This window comes from Pseudomonas sp. GD04091 (genome assembly GCF_029836165.1).
Lineage (GTDB): Bacteria > Pseudomonadota > Gammaproteobacteria > Pseudomonadales > Pseudomonadaceae > Aquipseudomonas.
The window spans coordinates 313,345-331,807 of sequence record NZ_JAOEBG010000001.1; the positions used below are offsets into that span (position 1 = coordinate 313,345).

Below are 18,463 nucleotides of genomic sequence, written 5' to 3' on the forward strand. Positions count from 1 at the left end.
TCGACAAGTTGCGTACAACTCGTCATGGCAGCACTCATGAAAATCACATATAGGAAAACCCTGACTCGTGTTGACCGGCATGCCCAATCAACGAATAGCCCGACAACAAGAACAATGAGCATGAGGAAAATCCACGACATGACCATTCCCCCCTTAGACAATCAACAGCATGCTGCTGGATTGAGGGCCGATGCCGCCACTGACCTTGGCAAACAGTGACACCAACCTATCCCCCGCATGGAACGTAGGGATACTTTTCTGTGCCAACCATGCCGCCGCTCCAGTGGCCGCGAAGCCAGCCACAAAACCCGCCGGGTTGCCGCCCAAGAACGCTACAGCTGACCCCGTCGGATTGCCGACTGCGCTCCCGACAAGCCCGGAAATTACGTGCCTCTGCTGATTGAGAAGGTCCCCTTGTTCTCGCGTCAGCGGCCGAGAAGCGGCCACCCGCACCTGACAAGGCCGTTCGCCTACCTGCATCCGCTCATAAAGCTCCACCACTTTCTCCACCACCTGATCGTGCCCTCGATGCACGAACGGCAAGCCTAGCTGCCTCAACTGACAGCAAGTTCCGGGCTGAATGGTGAGTTCGCCGACGTCGAAAACGATCCCGTGATGTGCAATGACCTGATACACCCTCTCGATCCGCATGCCCGATCCTGCTGCCCGCTTTTCATGGAGCACGGACAATGATCTCGAGCGAGCTAACCGCCTATCAGGGTGCTAGCGGTTCTACTGTGGGAGGGTTCTTTTTCCATAGCAGCTGTCGCCATCGCAGGAGCGCACAACCTCCACCTGGAGAAGCTCGCCTCAAATGTTTAGCCAAACCTGGAATGAAGGTTGCCATTCACTGCTTTAATCAACCTTACGGCCCATGTGAGGATCCAAGGCATGCTTCCCGTCCCGCTGCCCGCCCGCCCGCTATCCCGCCCTTCGCTGCCGAAGGCCCGGGCCCGTGCCGGCGAGAATCCGCTGGTGCACATCATCCTCGCCTTCTGGGCCCTGTGGCACTGCCGCCACGCGCGCCCACCGGATACTCCGCTCGCCACGCACTGACCCGTGCCGGCCTCGCTGCCGGTCTTTCAGTCCGACCGATCGTGGCTATCACGACGGTCTCGTGCGCCCGTGGGCGCGAGCGAACCCATCATGCATTTTGCTCCTGCAGAACACGCCAGGCGTTTCCTGGCCGACAACCCCGATATCGACCTGATCGAACTGTTCATCCTCGACGCCAACGGCGTGCCACGCGGCAAGCTGCTGCACCGTGACGAGTTGCTGGCGGTGTACGAGAGCGGCCGACCGCTGCCCAGCACCATCCTCGGCCTGACCGTCAACGGCGATGATGTCGAGAACTCCGGCCTGGTCTGGGATGTCGGCGACATCGACTGCCGCGCCTACCCGCTGGACAACAGCCTGGTACGCCTGCCCTGGCGCCGCGTGCCGACCGCCGCCGTGCAGGTCAGCATGCACCCCAGCGAAGGGCTGCCGGCCAGCGTGGCCGATCCGCGCCATGTACTGCTGCGCGTGATCGACGCCCTCAAGGCTGATGGTTACCACCCGGTGATGGCCTGCGAGCTGGAGTTCTATCTGCTCGACCAGCAACGCGATGCCCAGGGCCGCCCGCAGCCGGCACTGGACAGCGACGGTGGGCGTCCGCGTGGCACCCAGGTCTATGGGCTACGTGAGCTGGAACAGATCGAGCCGTTCCTCGCCGACCTCTACGCCGCCTGCAAGGCCCAAGGTATTCCGGCCCGCACGGCCATCTCGGAGTACGCGCCGGGCCAGGTGGAAATCACCCTGGAGCACGGCGACGCACTCGAAGCGATGGACCAGGCCGTGCGCTACAAGCGCCTGGTGAAAGGCATCGCAAACGCCCACGGCATGCAGGCCTGCTTCATGGCCAAACCCTTCGCCCAACTGGCCGGCACCGGCATGCACATGCACCTGAGCCTGGCGGACGCCGAGGGCAACAACCTGTTCGCCAGCGAAGACAAGGCCGGCACCCCGCTGCTGCGTCAGGCGGTGGCTGGCATGCTCCGCCATCTGCACGAGTCGCTGCTGCTGTTCTGCCCCAACGCCAACTCGTTCCGCCGCTTCCAGGCCAACAGCTACGCACCGCTGGCGCCGACCTGGGGCGTCGACAACCGTACCGTCAGCCTGCGGGTGCCCGGCGGTCCGGCCAACAGCCGTCATGTGGAACACCGCATCTGTGGTGCCGACGCCAATCCCTACCTGGCCGCCGCGGCAATCCTCGCCGCCAGCCATGCCGGGATCCGCCAGCTGCTGGATCCCGGCGCGCCGGTGGAAGGCAACGGCTACGCCCAGGCCAGCGAACACCTGCCCACCGACTGGCTGACCGCCCTCGATGCCCTGGAACGCTCGAACTGGGCCCGCGAAGCACTGGGCGAGGCTTTCCTCGGCGTCTACCTGAAGGTCAAGCGCGCAGAGTACCGCCAGTTCATGGCCGAAGTCGGCGAACAGGACTGGCGCTGGTACCTGCACCAGGCCTGAGACACGCATTACCACAAGGAACATTCATGAACGCAGCAACCAGCAATGGATCGGCCCAGCGCGCGCCGTCCTATTACAGCGCCACCCTCAACGACCACACCGAATACCCCACGCTCAAGGGCACGGTGCAAGTGGACGTGGCGATCATCGGCGGCGGCTTCACCGGCGTGGCCACCGCGGTGGAACTGGCCGAGCGCGGCCTGAAGGTGGCCATCGTCGAGACCAACCGCATCGGCTGGGGCGCCAGCGGGCGCAATGGCGGGCAGGTCACCGGTAGCCTGTCGGGCGACGAAGCCATGCGCAGCCAGATGCGCGAACGCCTGGGCACCGAGGTGGATGATTTCATCTGGCACCTGCGCTGGCGCGGCCACCAGATCATCGAGCAGCGGGTCGCACGCTACGGCATCCAGTGCGACCTCAAGCACGGCCACCTGCATGCCGCGATGAAACCCTCGCACATGAACGAGCTGCGCGCCTTCGAGGCCGAGGCTCAACGCCGCGGCATGGGCGACCAGGTGCAGCTGCTCGACCGCGCCGAAGTGTCCCGCCACCTGCAAAGCCCGCTCTACCTGGGCGCCTTGAAGAACCTGCGCAACCTGCACCTGCACCCGCTCAACCTGTGCCTGGGCGAAGCCCGTGCCGCCCATGGGCTGGGTGCACTGATATTCGAGCACTCGCAAGTGCTGGAGATCGTCCATGGGCCGCGCCCGGCGGTGATCACCGCCCAAGGACGGATCGAGGCTCGCCAGGTGATGCTCGCCGGCGACGTCTACCACAAGCTGGAAAAGCGCCAGCTCAAGGGCAAGATCTTTCCGGCCATGGGCGGCATCGTCACCACCGCGCCGCTGGGCGAGCTGGCCGAGCGGATCAACCCGCAGGACCTGGCGGTGTACGACTGCCGCTTCGTGCTCGACTACTACCGCCTGACCGCCGACAAACGCCTGCTGTTCGGCGGCGGCGCCAACTATTCCGGGCGTGATTCGCGCGATATCGAAGGCGAGCTGCGCCCGTGCATCGAGCGCACCTTCCCGGCGCTCAAGGGCGTGCCGATCGAGTTCCAGTGGAGCTGCGCCATGGGCATCGTGGTCAACCGCATCCCCCAGCTGGGCAAGCTGTCGGACAACGTCTGGTACTGCCAGGGGTACTCCGGGCACGGCATCGCCACCAGCCACATCATGGGCGAGATCATGGCCCAAGCACTGACCGGGACACTGGAGAAGTTCGATACCTTCGCGGCATGCAGGCACATCAAGGTGCCGATGGGGGACTTGCTGGGGAATCCGCTGCTGGCGGCGGGGATGTGGTACTACCAGATGCTTGAAAAGTTGCGCTGAATCTCATATCGCCAACGTGGGAGCGGGCTTGCCCCGCCCCCACGTTTCAGTCCCACAGCAGACTGCAGATCAGGCGATCTTCTTCAGCCCTTGCTTCTTCAGTTCTTCGTCACGCAGTTCGCGGCGCAGGATCTTGCCGACGTTGGTGGTCGGCAGCGCGTCGCGGAACTCGATGGCCTTGGGCACCTTGTAGCCAGTGACGTTGGCACGCATGTGCTCCATCACCTGCTCCTTGGTCAGCGTCATGCCCGGCTTGACCACGATGAACACCTTGATCACCTCGCCGGACTTCTCGTCCGGGATACCGATGGCCGCGCACTGCAGCACACCCGGCAGCGCGGCGAGCACGTCTTCGAGCTCGTTGGGGTACACGTTGAAGCCCGACACCAGGATCATGTCCTTCTTGCGGTCGACGATGCGCATGTAGCCGTCCGGCTGGATAAGGGCGATGTCACCGGTCTTCAACCAGCCATTGCTGTCGAGGATTTCCGCGGTGGCCTCTTCACGCTGCCAGTAGCCCTTCATCACCTGTGGCCCCTTCACGCACAGCTCACCCACCTCACCCAGCGGCAGCTCCTGGCCACTGTCGTCGATGATCTTGCACAGGGTCGAAGGCACCGGAATGCCGATGGTACCGACCTGGTTGGCCTCGGACGGGTTGACCGCCGCCACCGGGCTGGTCTCGGTCATGCCGTAGCCTTCGCAGATGGCGCAGCCGGTCACGGTCTTCCAGCGCTCGGCCACGCTCAGTTGCAGGGCCATGCCGCCGGACAGGGTGATCTTCAGCGCCGAGAAGTCCAGGCTGCGGAACGCCTCGTTGTTGCACAGGGCGACGAACAGGGTGTTCAGGCCGACGAAGCCGCTGAACTTCCACTTGCCGAGCTCCTTGACCATGGCCGGCAGGTCACGCGGGTTGCTGATCAGCACGTTGTGGTTGCCGATCAGCATCATGGCCATGCAATGGAAGGTGAAGGCATAGATGTGGTACAGCGGCAGCGGGGTGATGAGGATCTCGCAACCTTCATGCAGGTTCGAGCCCATCAGCGCCCGGCACTGCAGCATGTTGGCGACGAGGTTGCGGTGCGTGAGCATCGCGCCCTTGGCCACGCCAGTGGTGCCACCGGTGTACTGCAGCACGGCGACATCGCCGGACTGCGGGTTGGCCTCGGTGACCGCGCCACCCTTGCCCAGCGCCAGGGCATCATTGAAGCGCACGGCGCCCGGCAGGCTATAGGCCGGCACCATTTTCTTCACATACTTGATGACGCTGTTGATCAGCAGACGCTTGAGCGGTGGCAACAGGTCGGCTACTTCGGTGACAATGACGTGTTTGACCTGGGTCTTGGGCACGACCTTCTCGGCCAGGTGCGCCATGTTGGCCAGGCACACCAGCGCCTTGGCGCCGGAGTCGTTGAACTGGTGCTCCATCTCGCGCGCGGTGTACAGCGGGTTGGTGTTGACCACGATCAACCCGGCACGCATCGCGCCGAAGACGGCGACGGGGTATTGCAGGACATTGGGCAGCTGGACGGCGATGCGGTCACCGGGTTTCAGGTCGGTATGCTGCTGCAGCCAGGCGGCGAAGGCGCCGGACAGGGTATAGAGCTCGCCGTAGGTGATGGTCTTGCCCAGGTTGCTAAAGGCAGGTTTGTCGGCAAAGCGTTGGCAGGATTGCTTGAGTACCGCCTGGATATTGGGGAATTCGTCAGGATTGATGTCCGCCGTAATTCCGGCTGGGTACTTATCCTTCCAAAAATGTTCGATCATGGAAGCCCGCTCCTTCAGCAACAGCGAATTCGGTACGCGTCGATGCGCTTATTATTGATATGAGAGGCCGGTTCATTGCAAACCGGATCCTCCGAAAGCGCGCCGAGAGTAACAGCTTTGCCAGGGGTCGCCTAGAGGCCGAAATGGGCTGACAGGTCACAAAAATGACTCTATGAAGAATACAGGTCATTTTTAGAGTAATTATACAAAATGTCGCAATTCAGGCCGAAAGCGGCAGGCTAGAGGGGCCAGAGCCACTCTAGCCTGCCGCTTCATCGTTTCAGGCGATGTCACGCAGTTCACGGCGCAGGATCTTGCCCACCGGGGTCATCGGCAACGATTCACGCAGCACGATGTGCTTGGGCACCTTGTAGCCGGTGAAGTTGGCCTTGCAGAACGCCTTGAGCTCATCGACGCTGACCCCACCCGCCCGCGGCACGACGAACAGCTTCACCGCTTCGCCGGAGCGCTCGTCGGGCACGCCGATCGCCGCGCAACTGGCCACCTGCGGATGACTCATCACCACGTCCTCGATCTCGTTGGGATACACGTTGAAGCCCGAGACGATGATCATGTCCTTCTTGCGGTCGACGATGCGGGTGTAGCCATCCGCATCGATGATCGCGATGTCGCCGGTCTTGAACCAGCCATCCGCGTCCAGCGCCTGGGCGGTGGCTTCCGGCTGCTGCCAATAGCCCTTCATCACCTGCGGCCCCTTGATGCACAGCTCGCCTCGCTCGCCCAGAGGTTGCTCGCGGCCTTCGTCGTCGACCACCTTGAACGCGGTGTCGGGTACCGGGATACCGACAGTCCCCAGACGCGCCAGTTGCCCATACGGGTTGGTACTGGCCACGGGCGAGGTCTCGGTCAGGCCATAGCCCTCGACGATGCGGCAACCGGTCAGCGCCTCCCAGCGCTCGGCGGTGGCCTTGACCAGCGCGGTGCCACCGGAATTGGTGACCTTGAGCGCCGAGAAGTCGAGGGACTTGAAACCCGGATTGTCCATCAGCGCGACGAACAACGTGTTGAGCCCCAGCAGCGCCGAGAAACGCCACTTGCCCAGCTCCTTGATGAAGCCCGGGATATCGCGCGGATTGGTGATAAGCACGTTGTGGTTGCCGGTGACCATCATGCACATGCAGTTCGCGGTGAAGGCATAGATGTGGTACAGCGGCAGCGGCGCGATCATCACCTCCTGCCCTTCCTTGATCAGCGGCTGGCCATCAGGGCCGTGCTGGGCGAAGCAGGCCAGCACCTGGAGCATGTTGGCGACCAGATTGCCATGGGTGAGCATGGCACCCTTGGCCAGGCCCGTGGTACCGCCGGTGTACTGCAGCACCGCGACATCCTCGAGTGCCCGCGCAACCGGCTTGTGGCTAAGCGCGCGGCCCTGGCGCAGGACCTGCTTGAATGAAACGGCCTGGGGCAGTTGATACGCCGGGACCATCTTTTTCAGCTTGTCGACCACGGTATTGACCAGCCAGCCCTTGGCGGTGGGCAACAGATCGCCCATCTTCGCCTCGATCAGGTATTCGATGCCGGTATCCGGCAGGACCTCCTGAACCCGCTTGCCGAACATGTTCAGGTAGACCAGGGCGCGCGCGCCGGAGTCCTTGAACTGGTGGCGCATCTCGCGCTCGGTATACAGCGGGTTGGTGTTGACCACGATCAGCCCGGCGCGCATCGCGCCGAACACGGCGATGGGGTACTGCAGGACGTTGGGCATCTGCACCGCGATGCGATCACCCGGCTGCAGGTCGGTGTGCTGCTGCAACCAGGCGGCGAAGGCCGCCGAAAGACGCTCCAGCTCCGCGTAGTTCAGGGTGACCCCGAGGTTGCTGAAGGCCGGGCGATCGGCGAAGCGCTTGCAGGACCGCTCGAAGACGTCGACGACGGACCTGTATGCATTCATGTCAATGGTGGAAGGCACGCCCGTCGGGCGCTTGTCATTCCAGAAATCGGCTTGCATTTATTGTTGTTCCTCTGCCGGGACCGTCCCTGACCTGATCGCCTGATGGCAAAAAGGCGTTGCGCCGACGTTAGCAGCAATGTCGAAGGTGGCAAATACGCCAAGTGCCGCCATTAACATTGTGAATCTCTTTTCTGGCCTTCCTGCAATCGGCCGCTTTGCGCATACACTGTTGACCAATCTCCGCGCGCAAGGACCCGCCATGCCCCATGACGCCTTCTGGCTGCCCGCCAGTGAGCACTGCAGCCTGTACGTGCACCAGTGGCTACCGGCCACGCCGGTCAAGGCCGTGGTGCTGCTGGCCCATGGCATGGCCGAGCACGCCGGGCGCTACCAGCGCCTGGGCCATGCACTCAACGAGGCGGGTTATGCCCTGTTCGCACCCGACCTGCGCGGCCACGGCCGCACCGCTGAACTCGGCAGCCTGGGCCTGTTCGCCCGGAAGAATGGCTGGAATGCCGTGGTCAACGACCTGGGTCTGCTCGCCCAGCACATCGGCCAGCAGTTCCCTGGCACGCCCCTGTTCCTGTTCGGCCACAGCATGGGCAGCTACATTGCCCAGGCCTTCCTGTTGCACCACAGCGCCAGCCTGCAGGGTGCGATCCTCAGCGGTTCGAACTTCCAGCCGGCGGCGCTGTACCGCGCCGCGCGCCTGATCGCCCGGCTCGAGGCCTGGCGCCAGGGGCCGCTGGGCAAGAGCGCGCTGATCGAATGGCTGTCGTTCGGTTCGTTCAACAAGGCATTCAGGCCCAATCGCACGGCATTCGACTGGCTCAGCCGCGATGACGGGGAAGTGGACAAGTACATCGCCGACCCGTTGTGCGGTTTTCGCTGCAGCAACCAGCTGTGGCTCGACCTGCTGCAAGGCCTGACGCAGATCAGCCAGGCCAAGCACCTGGCGCAGATCGATCCGAACCTGCCGCTGCTGGTGACGGGCGGCGAATGTGATCCGGTGAGCCTCGGCAAGCGTCTCACCGATCTGGCCAATGCCCTGCGCGCGACCGGCAACCGTCATGTACAGTTGCGCATCTACCCTGGTGCACGCCACGAAGTGCTCAACGAAACCCATCGCGACGAGGTGACCGCCGACATCATCGCCTGGCTGGAGCAGGCGCTGGCCCTTGGCCGCCCTGCCCGCAGCGAATGACAGGCGCCCTCGTCCCCCACAAGGAAGCCCCGATGACCCAGGTCAGCAACACGCCTTACGAAGCTCTAGAAGTCGGCCAGAAAGCCGAGTACAAGAAGTCCGTGGAAGAACGCGACATCCAGCTGTTCGCCGCGATGTCCGGTGATCACAACCCGGTACACCTGGATGCCGAATTCGCCGCCAAGAGCATGTTCAAGGAGCGTATCGCCCACGGCATGTTCAGCGGCGCGCTGATCAGCGCCGCGGTGGCCTGCACCCTGCCTGGCCCCGGCACCATCTACCTGGGCCAGCAGATGAGCTTCCTGAAGCCGGTGAAGATCGGCGACCACTTGACCGTGCGCCTGGAAATTCTCGAAAAATTGCCCAAGTTCAAGGTGCGTATCGCCACCAACGTCTACAACCAGAACGATGAGCTGGTGGTCGAGGGGGTCGCCGAGATCCTCGCGCCACGCAAGCAGCAGACCGTCGAGCTGGTGAGCCCGCCGAACTTCGTCGCCAGCTGATCATCGGGTCGCAAGCGAGACGCGCCTGTGGAAGCGGGTTGGCCCGCTCCCATAGCGCCTTGGCTCATGATCATGCGCCCAACTCGCGCAAGCGCCGCTCGATGTGCCGCCGCTCCGGCCCCTGCCGCGTCAACGTCAGCGCCTGCTGCCAGGCCTCGCGGGCCTGCGCCGTGTTGCCCAGCTGGCGATGCAGTTCAGCCCGCGCCGCATGAGCCAGGTGATACTCGCCCAACTCTCCCCGTCGAAGAATCGCCTCCACCGCCTGCAACCCCACCGCTGCTCCGTCACGCCTGGCCAACGCCACCGCCCGGTTCAACTCCACCACGGGCGAAGGCCAGTGATGCTGCAACACATCGTACAGGCCGACGATCTCGTCCCAGTCGGTGGCATCGGCACTCGGGGCTTCGGCATGCAGCGCGGCAATCGCCGCCTGCACGCTGTATGGACCGAACGCTCGGCTGCGCAGCGCCTGGCGCACCAAACGACAGCCCTCGTCGATCTGCGCCCGGTCCCACAGGCTGCGATCCTGCTCGTCAAGCAGCACCAGGTCGCCCTGGGCATCGCTGCGCGCCTGCTGGCGCGAAGCCTGCAACAGCATCAGTGCCAGCAACCCGAGCACTTCGGCATCCGGCAGCAACTGCGCCAGCAAGCGGCCCAGGCGGATAGCTTCGTCGGTCAGCTCTCGGGTGGTCACGTCCTCGCCCGAGGAGGCCGAATACCCCTCGTTGAACACCAGGTAGATAACGCGCAGCACACTCTCCAGCCGCCCGGGCAGCTCACCCAGTTCCGGCACCTGATAAGGGATTCCGGCATCGCGGATCTTGGCCTTGGCACGCACGATACGCTGGGCGATGGTCGCGGGGCTCTGGAGGAAGGCGCGGGCGATCTGCTCGGTGGTCAGGTCGCAGACTTCCCTCAAGGTCAGCGGCACCTGGGCGTCGAAGGCCAACGCCGGGTGGCAGCAGGTGAAGATCAGCCGCAGCCGGTCATCGGCGAGCAGTTCTTCCTCGCCTGGATCCTGCGCCTGGCCCTCGAGCAGCATGATCAGGTCCGCCTGGGAACGATCGAACCGGGCACGCCGACGCAGGCCGTCGATGGCCTTGAAACGGCCGGCGGAGACCAGCCATGCCCGCGGATTGTCCGGGATGCCGTCGCGCTGCCAGCGCTCGACGGCGATGAAGAAGGCATCGTGCAGGGCCTCCTCGGCCAGGTCGAAGTCCCCCAGCAGGCGGATCAGGGTCGCCAGGATGCGCCGGGAATCGCGGCGATAGACCGCCTCGACCTCCTGGCGCACACGCGCATCGCCGACCATCAGTCCGGCATCCGCTGGGTCACCACCTCCACCAGGCGGTCCAGGCTTTCTCCCCAGCCCTGGTGGAAGCCCATCTCCTCGTGGGCCCGGCAGTCAGCGGCGCTCCAATGCCAGGCGCGCGCGGTGTAGCGGGTCTTGCCCTGCTCCTGCTCGAAAGTCACCACGGCGGTCATGAACGCCTTGTCCGCAGGCACCCAGCCAGGGCGGAAGGCATCGGTGAACACCAACCGCTCGGGCGCATGGATCTCGAGGAATACGCCCTGATGGGGGTATTCGCTGCCATCAGGCGCCCGCATCAAGGTTCGGAACAGGCCACCAGGCCACAGTTGCATCTCGCACTCAGGGGTCGTCATGCCGTGCGGCCCCCACCACTGCTTCAGCCACTCGGGGTCGGTCCAGGCACGGAACACCTTGGCCGGTGGCGCATCGATCAGGCGGCTGATGGACAGTTCATGCTGCGCCGCCACAGGTTGTACCAGCGTCATTCTTGTTGTTCTCCGTCTGGGTCAGGGTTGCAGGTCACGCACCGGCCGCACCTCGACGCTACCCACGCGCGCCGCCGGAATGCCCTTGGCGATGTTCAGCGCTTCGTTCAGGTCGCGGGCATCGATCAGGTAGAAACCGGCCAGTTGCTCCTTGGTCTCGGCGAACGGGCCATCGGTCAGGCTCATGTGTCCGCCGCGCATGCGCACCGTGGTGGCCGTCTGCACCGGCTTGAGCGCCTCGGCGGCCAGCATGCGCCCGCAGCTCAGGATCGACTCGGCGTAGGCCATGCATTCGGCGTCTTCGGGGCTGTCGGGCAGGCTGTGCAACAGTGCTTCATCACAATAGACCAGGCACAGGTATTTCATGATCGTCTCCAGCGTGGCAGTGGGCGATGAATGGCGGTGCCATCAGGGCTTGAGATCGAACAGCGCTTTCTGCGTCTGCATGTCGAACGGCGCCGACCAGTGTTCGTGGATCACCTGCCATTGTCCGTTGCTACGCCGGTAGCCGACAGTGACGCGTATGAAACCGCACTGGCTTTCATCGCTGGACGGGCCGCAGCGATTGAGCCAATGGGCCAGGCCCAGGTCGCCGTCGGCATGCACGGTCAACTGCGCCACCTCGAACACCATCGGACCGGGGCAGTAGCTCATGCACATTTTCCAGTGCTCGAGATAAGCGGCCTTGCCTTTGAATTGCAGGGCCTGGATCGCATCGAAGGCCAGGATGTCGTCGGCGTAAGGCGCGGCGATGCCGTCCAGATCACGCTCGCGCACTGCTTGTATCCAGCGCTCGATCAGTTGACGGATTTCGGTTTCGGCTGCGGTGTTCATCGGTGTTTCCTCCGAGGCTTCATCAGCGGGGGAGCCGGGCGATCCGGCGCCTTCAACACTGGTCGAACGGGAAAACGGCAAATCGACAACAGACGGAAAAAATAGTCGAAGCATCCGGGACATTGCAGTGCCCCCGGCAGGTTCGATAGCGTAGCGCGGACTCTTCAGGTGGAACCGATCGATGCCGCTGACCTGCTCTGCCCTGCACGCCTGCACCGAGCTCGAACTTTCCTGGGTACGCGCCGGGGGTGGTGCCAGCTTTGCGCGCCATACCCACGACGAGTACGTACTGGGTGCCAACCTGCGTGGCCATGAGCAGATCTGGCTGGATGGTCGCGAGCTCGATGTGCCGGTACGCCAGGTCACCTTGTACAACCCGCTGGCGGTGCAGGGCTCGACGTTCGGCCCGGACGGCGTGGAATACGTCAGCCTGCATCTCTCCACCGACGCCCTGCGCCAGGTCATCCGCGACAACAACCTGCGTTCGACCGACCAGCCTCCGGTTTTCCAGCAGGGCATCCTGGAACACCCAGCGCTGTTCACCGCGCTGACGGACCTGGCGCAGTCCGCTGAGGCCGAGCGGGAGCAGGCCCTGCTGTCGCTGTTCGCCCAGTTGCTGGAGCAACCCTGCGCCACGCCGGGCGAACAGTCAGCCGCCATCGCCCGTAGCCAGGCGGCAATGAGGGCCAACCTCGACTGCCGCCTTGGGCTGGACCAGCTGGCCGCGCTGGCGGGGCTGAGCAAGTACCACTTTGCGCGCTGCTTCAAGAAGGCGACGGGCCTAGGGCCGTTGCAATACCACATGCAACTGCGTCTGATCGAGGCGCGGCGCCGCCTGCGCCGTGGCCAGCATCCGCAGGACGTGGCGCACGACCTGGGCTTTTACGACCAGAGCCATTTCATCACGGCCTTTCGCCGGGTCCACGGCTTCACCCCACAGCAGTACGCGACGCGCTACAGCGGTGGACTGACCAGAATGAACTCCCGGTAGCCGGAAACGATCACGTACACCGCGAAGTAGCAGAAGATCGCCGCAGACAGCAGATACGACCACGTCAACAGCCGGTCGCCGAGCAAGCGCCCGCCATGGCTGGCGATACCGCACAGCGACACGCACCAGAACAACCCCGCGGCGAAGAACCCTGCCAGGAACGACCCGGCCTCCAGGAGGCTGCCGCCCCCCGAGCGTGAAATCAGCACCCCGCCCACCGCGGCGAACCAGAGAATCGCGCTGGGCGAGGACATGGCCAGGAAGATCCCGCGCAGGAACTCGCGCCAGCCCGACTCCACCACCACGTGTCCGCGTGACTCCAGGTGCCCGCCGCGCCAGGCCGCCAGCAGCATTTTCAGCGCGAACCACACCAGCAGCGCAGAGCCGCCCACCCAGAGCGTCCAGCGCACGGCTTCGAACTGCAGCAGCACGGCCATCCCGGCCAGGGCGGCGATGGCGTAGATCAGGTCACCGACGCAGGTGCCCAGGCCCAGCCAGAAACCCTGCAGAAAGCCGCGCTGCATGGCCAGGGTGATCATCGCGATATTGGCCATGCCGATGTCCAGGCACAGGGAAAGGCTGAGGAGAAAACCGTTGGAAAATGGCATGCAGCGCTCACGCATTGGAAAAGTACGGCCATTGAATCCTGGCCGGGGCGCGGGGGTATTGGAAAAAATTGCGCCCCGTCATCCCGCCAGCACGCGCGCATACCGCTCGCGATCAACGTTCGCCCCACTGAGCACCACGGCCACGCGCTTGCCGGCTTGACGCTCGCGCTCCTGCATCAGTGCGGCCAAGGCCGCGGCGCCGGCACCCTCGGCCGTGTTGTGAGTGGTTTCGTGGTAAAGGCGCATGGCCTCGGCGATCTCGTCATCGGTCACCCGCACGATACGCGCGGCATGCTCGCGCACCAGGGCGAAAGCCTCCGGGTGCGGAACGCGGCAGGCCATGCCATCGGCAAAGGTGTCGGCGCTGGCAGTGGTGACGATGCGACCCTGCTCGAAGCTCAGGGCATAGGCATCGGCGGCGCTGGACACCACCCCGACGATCTCGGTGGACAGCCCCAGCAGGTTGCGCGCCTGGATCAACCCGCAGATGCCCGAGCCCATGCCGATCGGAACATACACGCAATCCAGGGCGGCCACGGCCTCGAACAGCTCCAGAGCATAGGTGGCCACGCCACGCACCAGCTCCGGGTGGAACGACGGAACCATCGCATATCCCCGCGCATCGGCCAGGCGCGCCGCCTCCTCACGGGCGACGTCGAAATCCGCCCCATGCTCGACCAGCTCCGCCCCCAGAGCGCGCATGGCCGCATTCTTCTCCCGCGAATTGCCTTCCGGCACCACGATCAGCAACGGTAACCCGGCCTGGCGTGCCGCCAGGGCCATGCTCTGGCCGTGATTGCCTCGGGTGGCGGTGACCAACCCACGGGGCGTATCACCAGCGGCCAGCAGCGAACGCACATAGACCAGGCCCCCGCGCACCTTGAAAGCGCCGGTGGGCGCATGGTTCTCATGCTTGACCCACAGCTGGCAGCCCAGCCGCTCGGCCAGCAGTGGCCAGGCATGCTGCGCAGTCGGTGGCACATGCTGGTGAACGAACGCAGCAGCTTCACGCAGGGCGGGCAGGTCGAACATGGCGATCATCCTTCATCGGTGTGGGGTTGAACCGATCCTACGTGCCGGGCATTGTATGGGTCCAAGCTTATATTGCATGGGAGGCAATTTCGTGTGGATCCCGACCCTGCCCGACACCCACCAGCCGCGTTACCTGGCGTTGGTCGAGGCCATCGCCGCCGCCATCGAGCAGGGCGAGCTGAAGGTGGGCGAGCGCCTGCCACCCCAGCGTCGCCTGGCCTGGGCGCTGGGCCTGAACCCCAGCACCACGCAGCAGGCCTATCGGGAAGCGGCCGCGCGGCATCTGGTGGCAGGGGAAGTGGGCCGCGGCACCTATGTGCTGGCCAGCAGCAAGGAGGCGACGCTGTTTCGCCTCAAGCAGCGAGACCGGCAACGCCAGGTAATCGACCTGTCGACCAACGTGCCGGCGGTCGACCCGCACAATCAGGATTTCAACAACAGCCTGCGCACCCTGCTGGGGCAAGGCCAGGACACCCTGCTCGATCACTACCCCGGCCCCGAGCAACTGCTGCTCGGACGCATCCAGGTAGCTCGCTGGCTGGCCAATCGCGGCCTGGAGCTGTCGGCGGACGACCTGTTGCTCTGTGGCAGCGCCCAGCAGGCACTGGCCCTCGTCCTGCAGTCGCTGTGCCAGCCGGGCGAGCCGGTGATGGTCGAAGCCCTGACCGCACCCGGCATCAAGGCCGCGTGTCGCCAGTTGCGCCTGCCGGTCCACGGCGTGGCCCTGGACGCGCAAGGCTTGCGTGCGGAGGAACTGGATCGCGTGGCCCGCGCCAGCGGTGCTCGGATCGTGATCGCCACGCCTACCCTGCACAACCCCACCGGAGCCTGCATGAGCGAGGCGCGGCGTCAGGCCATCGCCGAGGTGGTCAGGCGGCACCGGTTGCTGTTGATCGAGGACGACGTGTATGGCGCGCTGAGCGACCATGCACCGCTTCATCCCCTGCTCGAAGGACGCGGGATCCTGGTTGGCAGTCTGTCCAAGACCGTCGCCGCCGGCCTGCGCCTGGGCTGGATTGCCGCCAGCCCCGAATGGCTGCGGCAGGTCGACCCCTACACCCAGGCGACGCACTGGCCGGTGTCGCCGCTGACCCTGCACATCGCCTGCCAGTGGCTCGGCGACGGCACGGCGGCACGACGCCTGGCCTGGCAACGGCGGGAAACCGAGGAACGCTGGCGGCTGGCCCGCGCCCTGTTCCCCATGCTGGAGGGTATGCCTTCGCCCCATGCCTGGCTCACCGTGCCAGGGGACACCGAGGCACTGGTCAGCGCCTGCCGGGAACACGCTGTGGAAATCGTGCCGGCCAGCGTGTTCGCCATTGGCACACAGGCGGTTCAGGCGGTGCGCATCAGCCTGTCGGCGGCAGCGAGCCGCGCGCTGTTGAAGCAAGGGCTGGAGATCGTATCAGCCGCATCGCAGGCACGCCTGCGATGCGTGACAGGCAATCAACCCTGACGGCAACCCTCGCCCATGGCCCGGTACTGCAGGACATGCACCTGCCCCTGGTGGTCTTCGTAGGTCATGGTGGCGGGCACCACTTCGCAGACGTCGGGGATGGTCGACAGGCTGATGACACGCTTGATGTCGAGGTTGGTGGAATAGTCGTACTGCTCGACCACCGGTGGGTTGGCGGCGGTCTTGGCCTCCTCGGCGAGGGCGAACGAGGACATACCGACCAATGCAAGAATCAGTAGGGCTTTCATGGATATCGACCTTGATGGCTATCAAGCTGATCGCGTGACTTCTGATGCCGTCAATGGCGCGGAGAAGTTGTCATCGACTGCGAAGATGACACGAAGTACCGATCCCGCTTTCTCGTACTGCTGGGGGGATGAGGAAAAGTCTACTCCCGGGATGGAATAGTTGAACCCCAAAGTCGGACATTCACCCTTGCCGGATTTGCAACAATCTGCGACAAAGCGTGCGCCGAAATCGGCCTGCTCGAGCCTCAGGATGGGCTCCATCGTGACTCTGTGAACCCCATGCCGCCACTGACCTGCACCCACCTGCCCTCCCTCCAGCGCCGCCTGCTGGAGCAGTTCTACCGCCAGCATGGCTCGCGCATGCGCGCCGCAGGCGACGGCCAGCAGTGGGTGGCCCGTGCCGGAGAAATCGTCGCGGGAATGAACCTCACGCCCATGGCCGGCGGCCAATGGCTGACCGGCCTGTTCGTCGCGCCGTCGTGGCGCGGCCAGCAGGTCGCCTCGCGGCTGGTCGAAACCGCGCTGGGTGACGCCGCTACTGCGACTTGGCTGTTCTGCCATCCGGACCTGGTGCGGTTCTACCAGCGCCTGGCCTTCACCCCGGCAACCACCCTGCCCGAGATGCTCGCCTCGCGCCTGGCCCGCTACCAGCGCGGCAAAACCCTGGTGGCGATGGTGCGGGGTCAGTCGTCGGCCACGTCAAGCCCGGGGAACAGCACTTCGGTGTAGCCGAACTTGCTGAAATCCTGGATCCGCGAGGGGTACAAGCGGCCGATCAGGTGATCGCACTCATGCTGCACCACCCTTGCGTGGAAGCCATCGGCGAAGCGGGTGATCGGCTTGCCCTGCGGGTCGATGCCCGAGTAGCTGATGTGCTTGTAGCGCGGTACCACGCCACGCAGGCCCGGCACCGACAGGCAGCCCTCCCAGCCATCCTCGACTTCCGTGGCCAGCGGCGTGATCACCGGGTTGAGCAGGATGGTCCGGGGGACCGGCTCGGCGTCCGGATAGCGCTCGCTGCGCTCGAAGCCGAAGATCACCAGCTGCAGGTCGATACCGATCTGCGGCGCGGCCAGGCCGACACCGCCGACATGGGCCATGGTCTGGAACATGTCGTCGATCAGTTGCTGCAGCTCGGCACTGCCGATCATGTGCTCGGGAACAGGGGGCGCGATGCGCAGCAGGCGTTCGTCGCCCATCTTCAGGATGTCTCGGATCATCGGGGACTCGGCTCGGATGGCTGGGGATCGGATTCTACCGGATGCTCGTGGCCGAGCACGGTGATGGTCTCCTTGCGTTGCTCGCCCGCGAAGTCCTTCTCGCCAGGGTTCTTGCCCTCGGCCGACATGTGCTCGATCACCGCGTTCATCTCCGCCCCGAGCAACAGCACGGCGGCGGAAATGTAGAAGTACAGCAACAGCACGATGATCGCCCCGATGCTGCCATACATGGCGTTGTAGTCGGCGAAGGTCTTCACGTAATAGGCAAAGCCCAGTGACGCGACGATCCATACCACCACCGCCAGTACCGAGCCCGGGGTGATGAAACGGAATTTCTGTTTCACATCGGGCATCACGTAGTAGATCAGCGCCACCGCCACCATCATCAGAATGATGATGGCCGGCCAGCGCAGCACGGTCCACACGAAGACGACGGCTTCCTGCAGCCCCACCTGGGCGGCGATCCACTCCATCACCTGCGGCCCCAGCACCATCAGCGCGGCGGCCGCCAGCAACATGCCGGCGATACCGACGGTGTAGATGATCGACAGCGGGATGCGCTTCCACACCGGGCGCCCCTCCGGCACGTCATAGGCGGCGTTCATCGCGCTCATCATCAGGCGCACGCCCGCCGAGGCGGTCCACAGGGCAATCACGATACCCACCGACAACAACCCACCCTTGGATTGCTGCAGCTGGTCGATCACCGGGTTGACCTGTTCCAGCGCCTGGGGTGGCAGCACCAGCTCCGACTGCAGGCGCAGCCAGGAGAAGAAGTCCGGCAGGTGCAGGAAACCGATCAGGGCGATCAGGAACAGCAGGAAGGGGAACAGCGAGAACAGCATCTGGTAGGCCAGCGCGGAGGCATAGGTGGACATCTCGTCGTCGAGGAATTCCTTGACGGTGCGCACCAGCACACGGTGCAGGGGCAGGCCGCGCAGGTCGGGGAAAATCATAGCGTCTCCTTTCGCCGCTTGATCGTCATGGGGCTGGCCAACAGCATGGGGAAGGCCTTGTCGATGCAGACAAGTCTAATAGACCACGCG

20 protein-coding genes are annotated in these 18,463 nt (G+C 64.6%); 8 read left to right on the forward strand and 12 right to left on the reverse strand.

Annotated elements, in window-relative coordinates; all coding sequences use genetic code 11:
• Positions 1 to 153: 153 nt before the first annotated feature.
• Positions 154 to 651 carry a hypothetical protein gene (locus tag N7422_RS01395; protein WP_279804768.1) on the reverse strand — a complete coding sequence of 166 codons (498 nt, stop codon included), beginning with the start codon at positions 649 to 651 and terminating at the stop codon, positions 154 to 156.
• A gap of 240 nt (positions 652 to 891) precedes the next feature.
• Between N7422_RS01395 and N7422_RS01400 the strand changes: the two genes are divergently transcribed.
• The 3 genes from N7422_RS01400 (at position 892) to N7422_RS01410 (ending at position 3,845) form a co-directional block, all read left to right on the forward strand.
• The gene (locus N7422_RS01400) at positions 892 to 1,056 is read left to right on the forward strand and encodes a hypothetical protein (RefSeq protein WP_279804769.1); all 165 of its coding nucleotides are present in this window, start codon (positions 892 to 894) and stop codon (positions 1,054 to 1,056) included.
• A 90-nt stretch (positions 1,057 to 1,146) separates the two neighbouring features.
• Entirely contained in the window at positions 1,147 to 2,511 is a 1,365-nt protein-coding gene (locus N7422_RS01405) for a glutamine synthetase family protein (RefSeq protein ID WP_279804770.1), read from the forward strand.
• A gap of 26 nt (positions 2,512 to 2,537) precedes the next feature.
• Positions 2,538 to 3,845 carry an FAD-binding oxidoreductase gene (locus N7422_RS01410; protein ID WP_279804771.1) on the forward strand — a complete coding sequence of 436 codons (1,308 nt, stop codon included), beginning with the start codon at positions 2,538 to 2,540 and terminating at the stop codon, positions 3,843 to 3,845.
• Positions 3,846 to 3,914: 69 nt separating this feature from the next.
• Here N7422_RS01410 and fadD1 read toward each other — a convergent pair whose 3' ends face one another.
• The gene (gene fadD1, locus N7422_RS01415; RefSeq protein ID WP_279804772.1) at positions 3,915 to 5,612 is read right to left on the reverse strand and encodes a long-chain-fatty-acid--CoA ligase FadD1; all 1,698 of its coding nucleotides are present in this window, start codon (positions 5,610 to 5,612) and stop codon (positions 3,915 to 3,917) included.
• A 280-nt stretch (positions 5,613 to 5,892) separates the two neighbouring features.
• Positions 5,893 to 7,581 carry a long-chain-fatty-acid--CoA ligase FadD2 gene (fadD2, locus tag N7422_RS01420; RefSeq protein ID WP_279804773.1) on the reverse strand — a complete coding sequence of 563 codons (1,689 nt, stop codon included), beginning with the start codon at positions 7,579 to 7,581 and terminating at the stop codon, positions 5,893 to 5,895.
• 202 nt (positions 7,582 to 7,783) lie between these two features.
• Between fadD2 and N7422_RS01425 the strand changes: the two genes are divergently transcribed.
• A complete protein-coding gene (locus tag N7422_RS01425; RefSeq protein WP_279804774.1) occupies positions 7,784 to 8,728 on the forward strand; it encodes a lysophospholipase in 945 nt (314 codons plus the stop codon).
• Between the two features lie 32 nt (positions 8,729 to 8,760).
• Positions 8,761 to 9,231, forward strand: a complete 471-nt coding sequence (locus tag N7422_RS01430) for a MaoC family dehydratase (RefSeq protein ID WP_279804775.1) — start codon at positions 8,761 to 8,763, stop codon at positions 9,229 to 9,231.
• 70 nt (positions 9,232 to 9,301) lie between these two features.
• On the opposite strand, the gene N7422_RS01435 is transcribed toward N7422_RS01430, so the two are convergent.
• The 4 genes from N7422_RS01435 to N7422_RS01450 are packed head-to-tail and all read right to left on the reverse strand — an operon-like array spanning position 9,302 to position 11,862.
• Positions 9,302 to 10,543, reverse strand: a complete 1,242-nt coding sequence (locus tag N7422_RS01435; RefSeq protein ID WP_279804776.1) for an RNA polymerase sigma factor — start codon at positions 10,541 to 10,543, stop codon at positions 9,302 to 9,304.
• Complete coding sequence (locus tag N7422_RS01440; RefSeq protein ID WP_279804778.1) at positions 10,543 to 11,028, reverse strand: SRPBCC family protein; 486 nt, start codon at positions 11,026 to 11,028, stop codon at positions 10,543 to 10,545. Before N7422_RS01440 ends, N7422_RS01435 begins: the two co-directional genes overlap by 1 nt.
• Positions 11,029 to 11,049: 21 nt before the next feature.
• Positions 11,050 to 11,394, reverse strand: coding sequence for a YciI family protein (locus N7422_RS01445; RefSeq protein WP_279804779.1), 345 nt, complete (start codon positions 11,392 to 11,394; stop codon positions 11,050 to 11,052).
• Between the two features lie 42 nt (positions 11,395 to 11,436).
• Positions 11,437 to 11,862 carry a nuclear transport factor 2 family protein gene (locus N7422_RS01450; protein ID WP_279804781.1) on the reverse strand — a complete coding sequence of 142 codons (426 nt, stop codon included), beginning with the start codon at positions 11,860 to 11,862 and terminating at the stop codon, positions 11,437 to 11,439.
• A gap of 181 nt (positions 11,863 to 12,043) precedes the next feature.
• Between N7422_RS01450 and N7422_RS01455 the strand changes: the two genes are divergently transcribed.
• Positions 12,044 to 12,853 carry an AraC family transcriptional regulator gene (locus tag N7422_RS01455; RefSeq protein ID WP_279804782.1) on the forward strand — a complete coding sequence of 270 codons (810 nt, stop codon included), beginning with the start codon at positions 12,044 to 12,046 and terminating at the stop codon, positions 12,851 to 12,853.
• Here the strand turns inward: N7422_RS01455 and N7422_RS01460 are convergent.
• Complete coding sequence (locus N7422_RS01460) at positions 12,817 to 13,461, reverse strand: LysE family translocator (protein ID WP_279804783.1); 645 nt, start codon at positions 13,459 to 13,461, stop codon at positions 12,817 to 12,819. The genes N7422_RS01455 and N7422_RS01460 overlap by 37 nt on opposite strands.
• Before the next feature lie 78 nt (positions 13,462 to 13,539).
• Positions 13,540 to 14,493: a threonine dehydratase gene (locus N7422_RS01465; RefSeq protein WP_279804784.1), complete on the reverse strand. Its 954-nt coding sequence runs from the start codon at positions 14,491 to 14,493 to the stop codon at positions 13,540 to 13,542.
• Positions 14,494 to 14,584: 91 nt separating this feature from the next.
• Between N7422_RS01465 and N7422_RS01470 the strand changes: the two genes are divergently transcribed.
• Positions 14,585 to 15,949, forward strand: coding sequence for a PLP-dependent aminotransferase family protein (locus N7422_RS01470; RefSeq protein WP_279804785.1), 1,365 nt, complete (start codon positions 14,585 to 14,587; stop codon positions 15,947 to 15,949).
• Here N7422_RS01470 and N7422_RS01475 read toward each other — a convergent pair.
• Entirely contained in the window at positions 15,940 to 16,197 is a 258-nt protein-coding gene (locus N7422_RS01475) for a DUF2790 domain-containing protein (protein ID WP_279804786.1), read from the reverse strand. The genes N7422_RS01470 and N7422_RS01475 overlap by 10 nt on opposite strands.
• A 279-nt stretch (positions 16,198 to 16,476) precedes the next feature.
• Here N7422_RS01475 and N7422_RS01480 point away from each other — a divergent pair, with 279 nt between their 5' ends.
• Positions 16,477 to 16,926, forward strand: a complete 450-nt coding sequence (locus N7422_RS01480) for a GNAT family N-acetyltransferase (protein WP_279804787.1) — start codon at positions 16,477 to 16,479, stop codon at positions 16,924 to 16,926.
• Here N7422_RS01480 and def read toward each other — a convergent pair.
• Both def and N7422_RS01490 read right to left on the reverse strand, forming a co-directional pair.
• Positions 16,881 to 17,417 carry a peptide deformylase gene (gene def / locus N7422_RS01485; RefSeq protein WP_279804788.1) on the reverse strand — a complete coding sequence of 179 codons (537 nt, stop codon included), beginning with the start codon at positions 17,415 to 17,417 and terminating at the stop codon, positions 16,881 to 16,883. The two genes, N7422_RS01480 and def, sit on opposite strands and share 46 nt — an antisense overlap.
• Positions 17,414 to 18,373 (reverse strand): YihY/virulence factor BrkB family protein, encoded by a 960-nt coding sequence (locus N7422_RS01490; RefSeq protein WP_279804789.1) that lies wholly within the window; start codon positions 18,371 to 18,373, stop codon positions 17,414 to 17,416. Before N7422_RS01490 ends, def begins: the two co-directional genes overlap by 4 nt.
• Between the last annotated feature and the right edge of the window lie 90 nt (positions 18,374 to 18,463).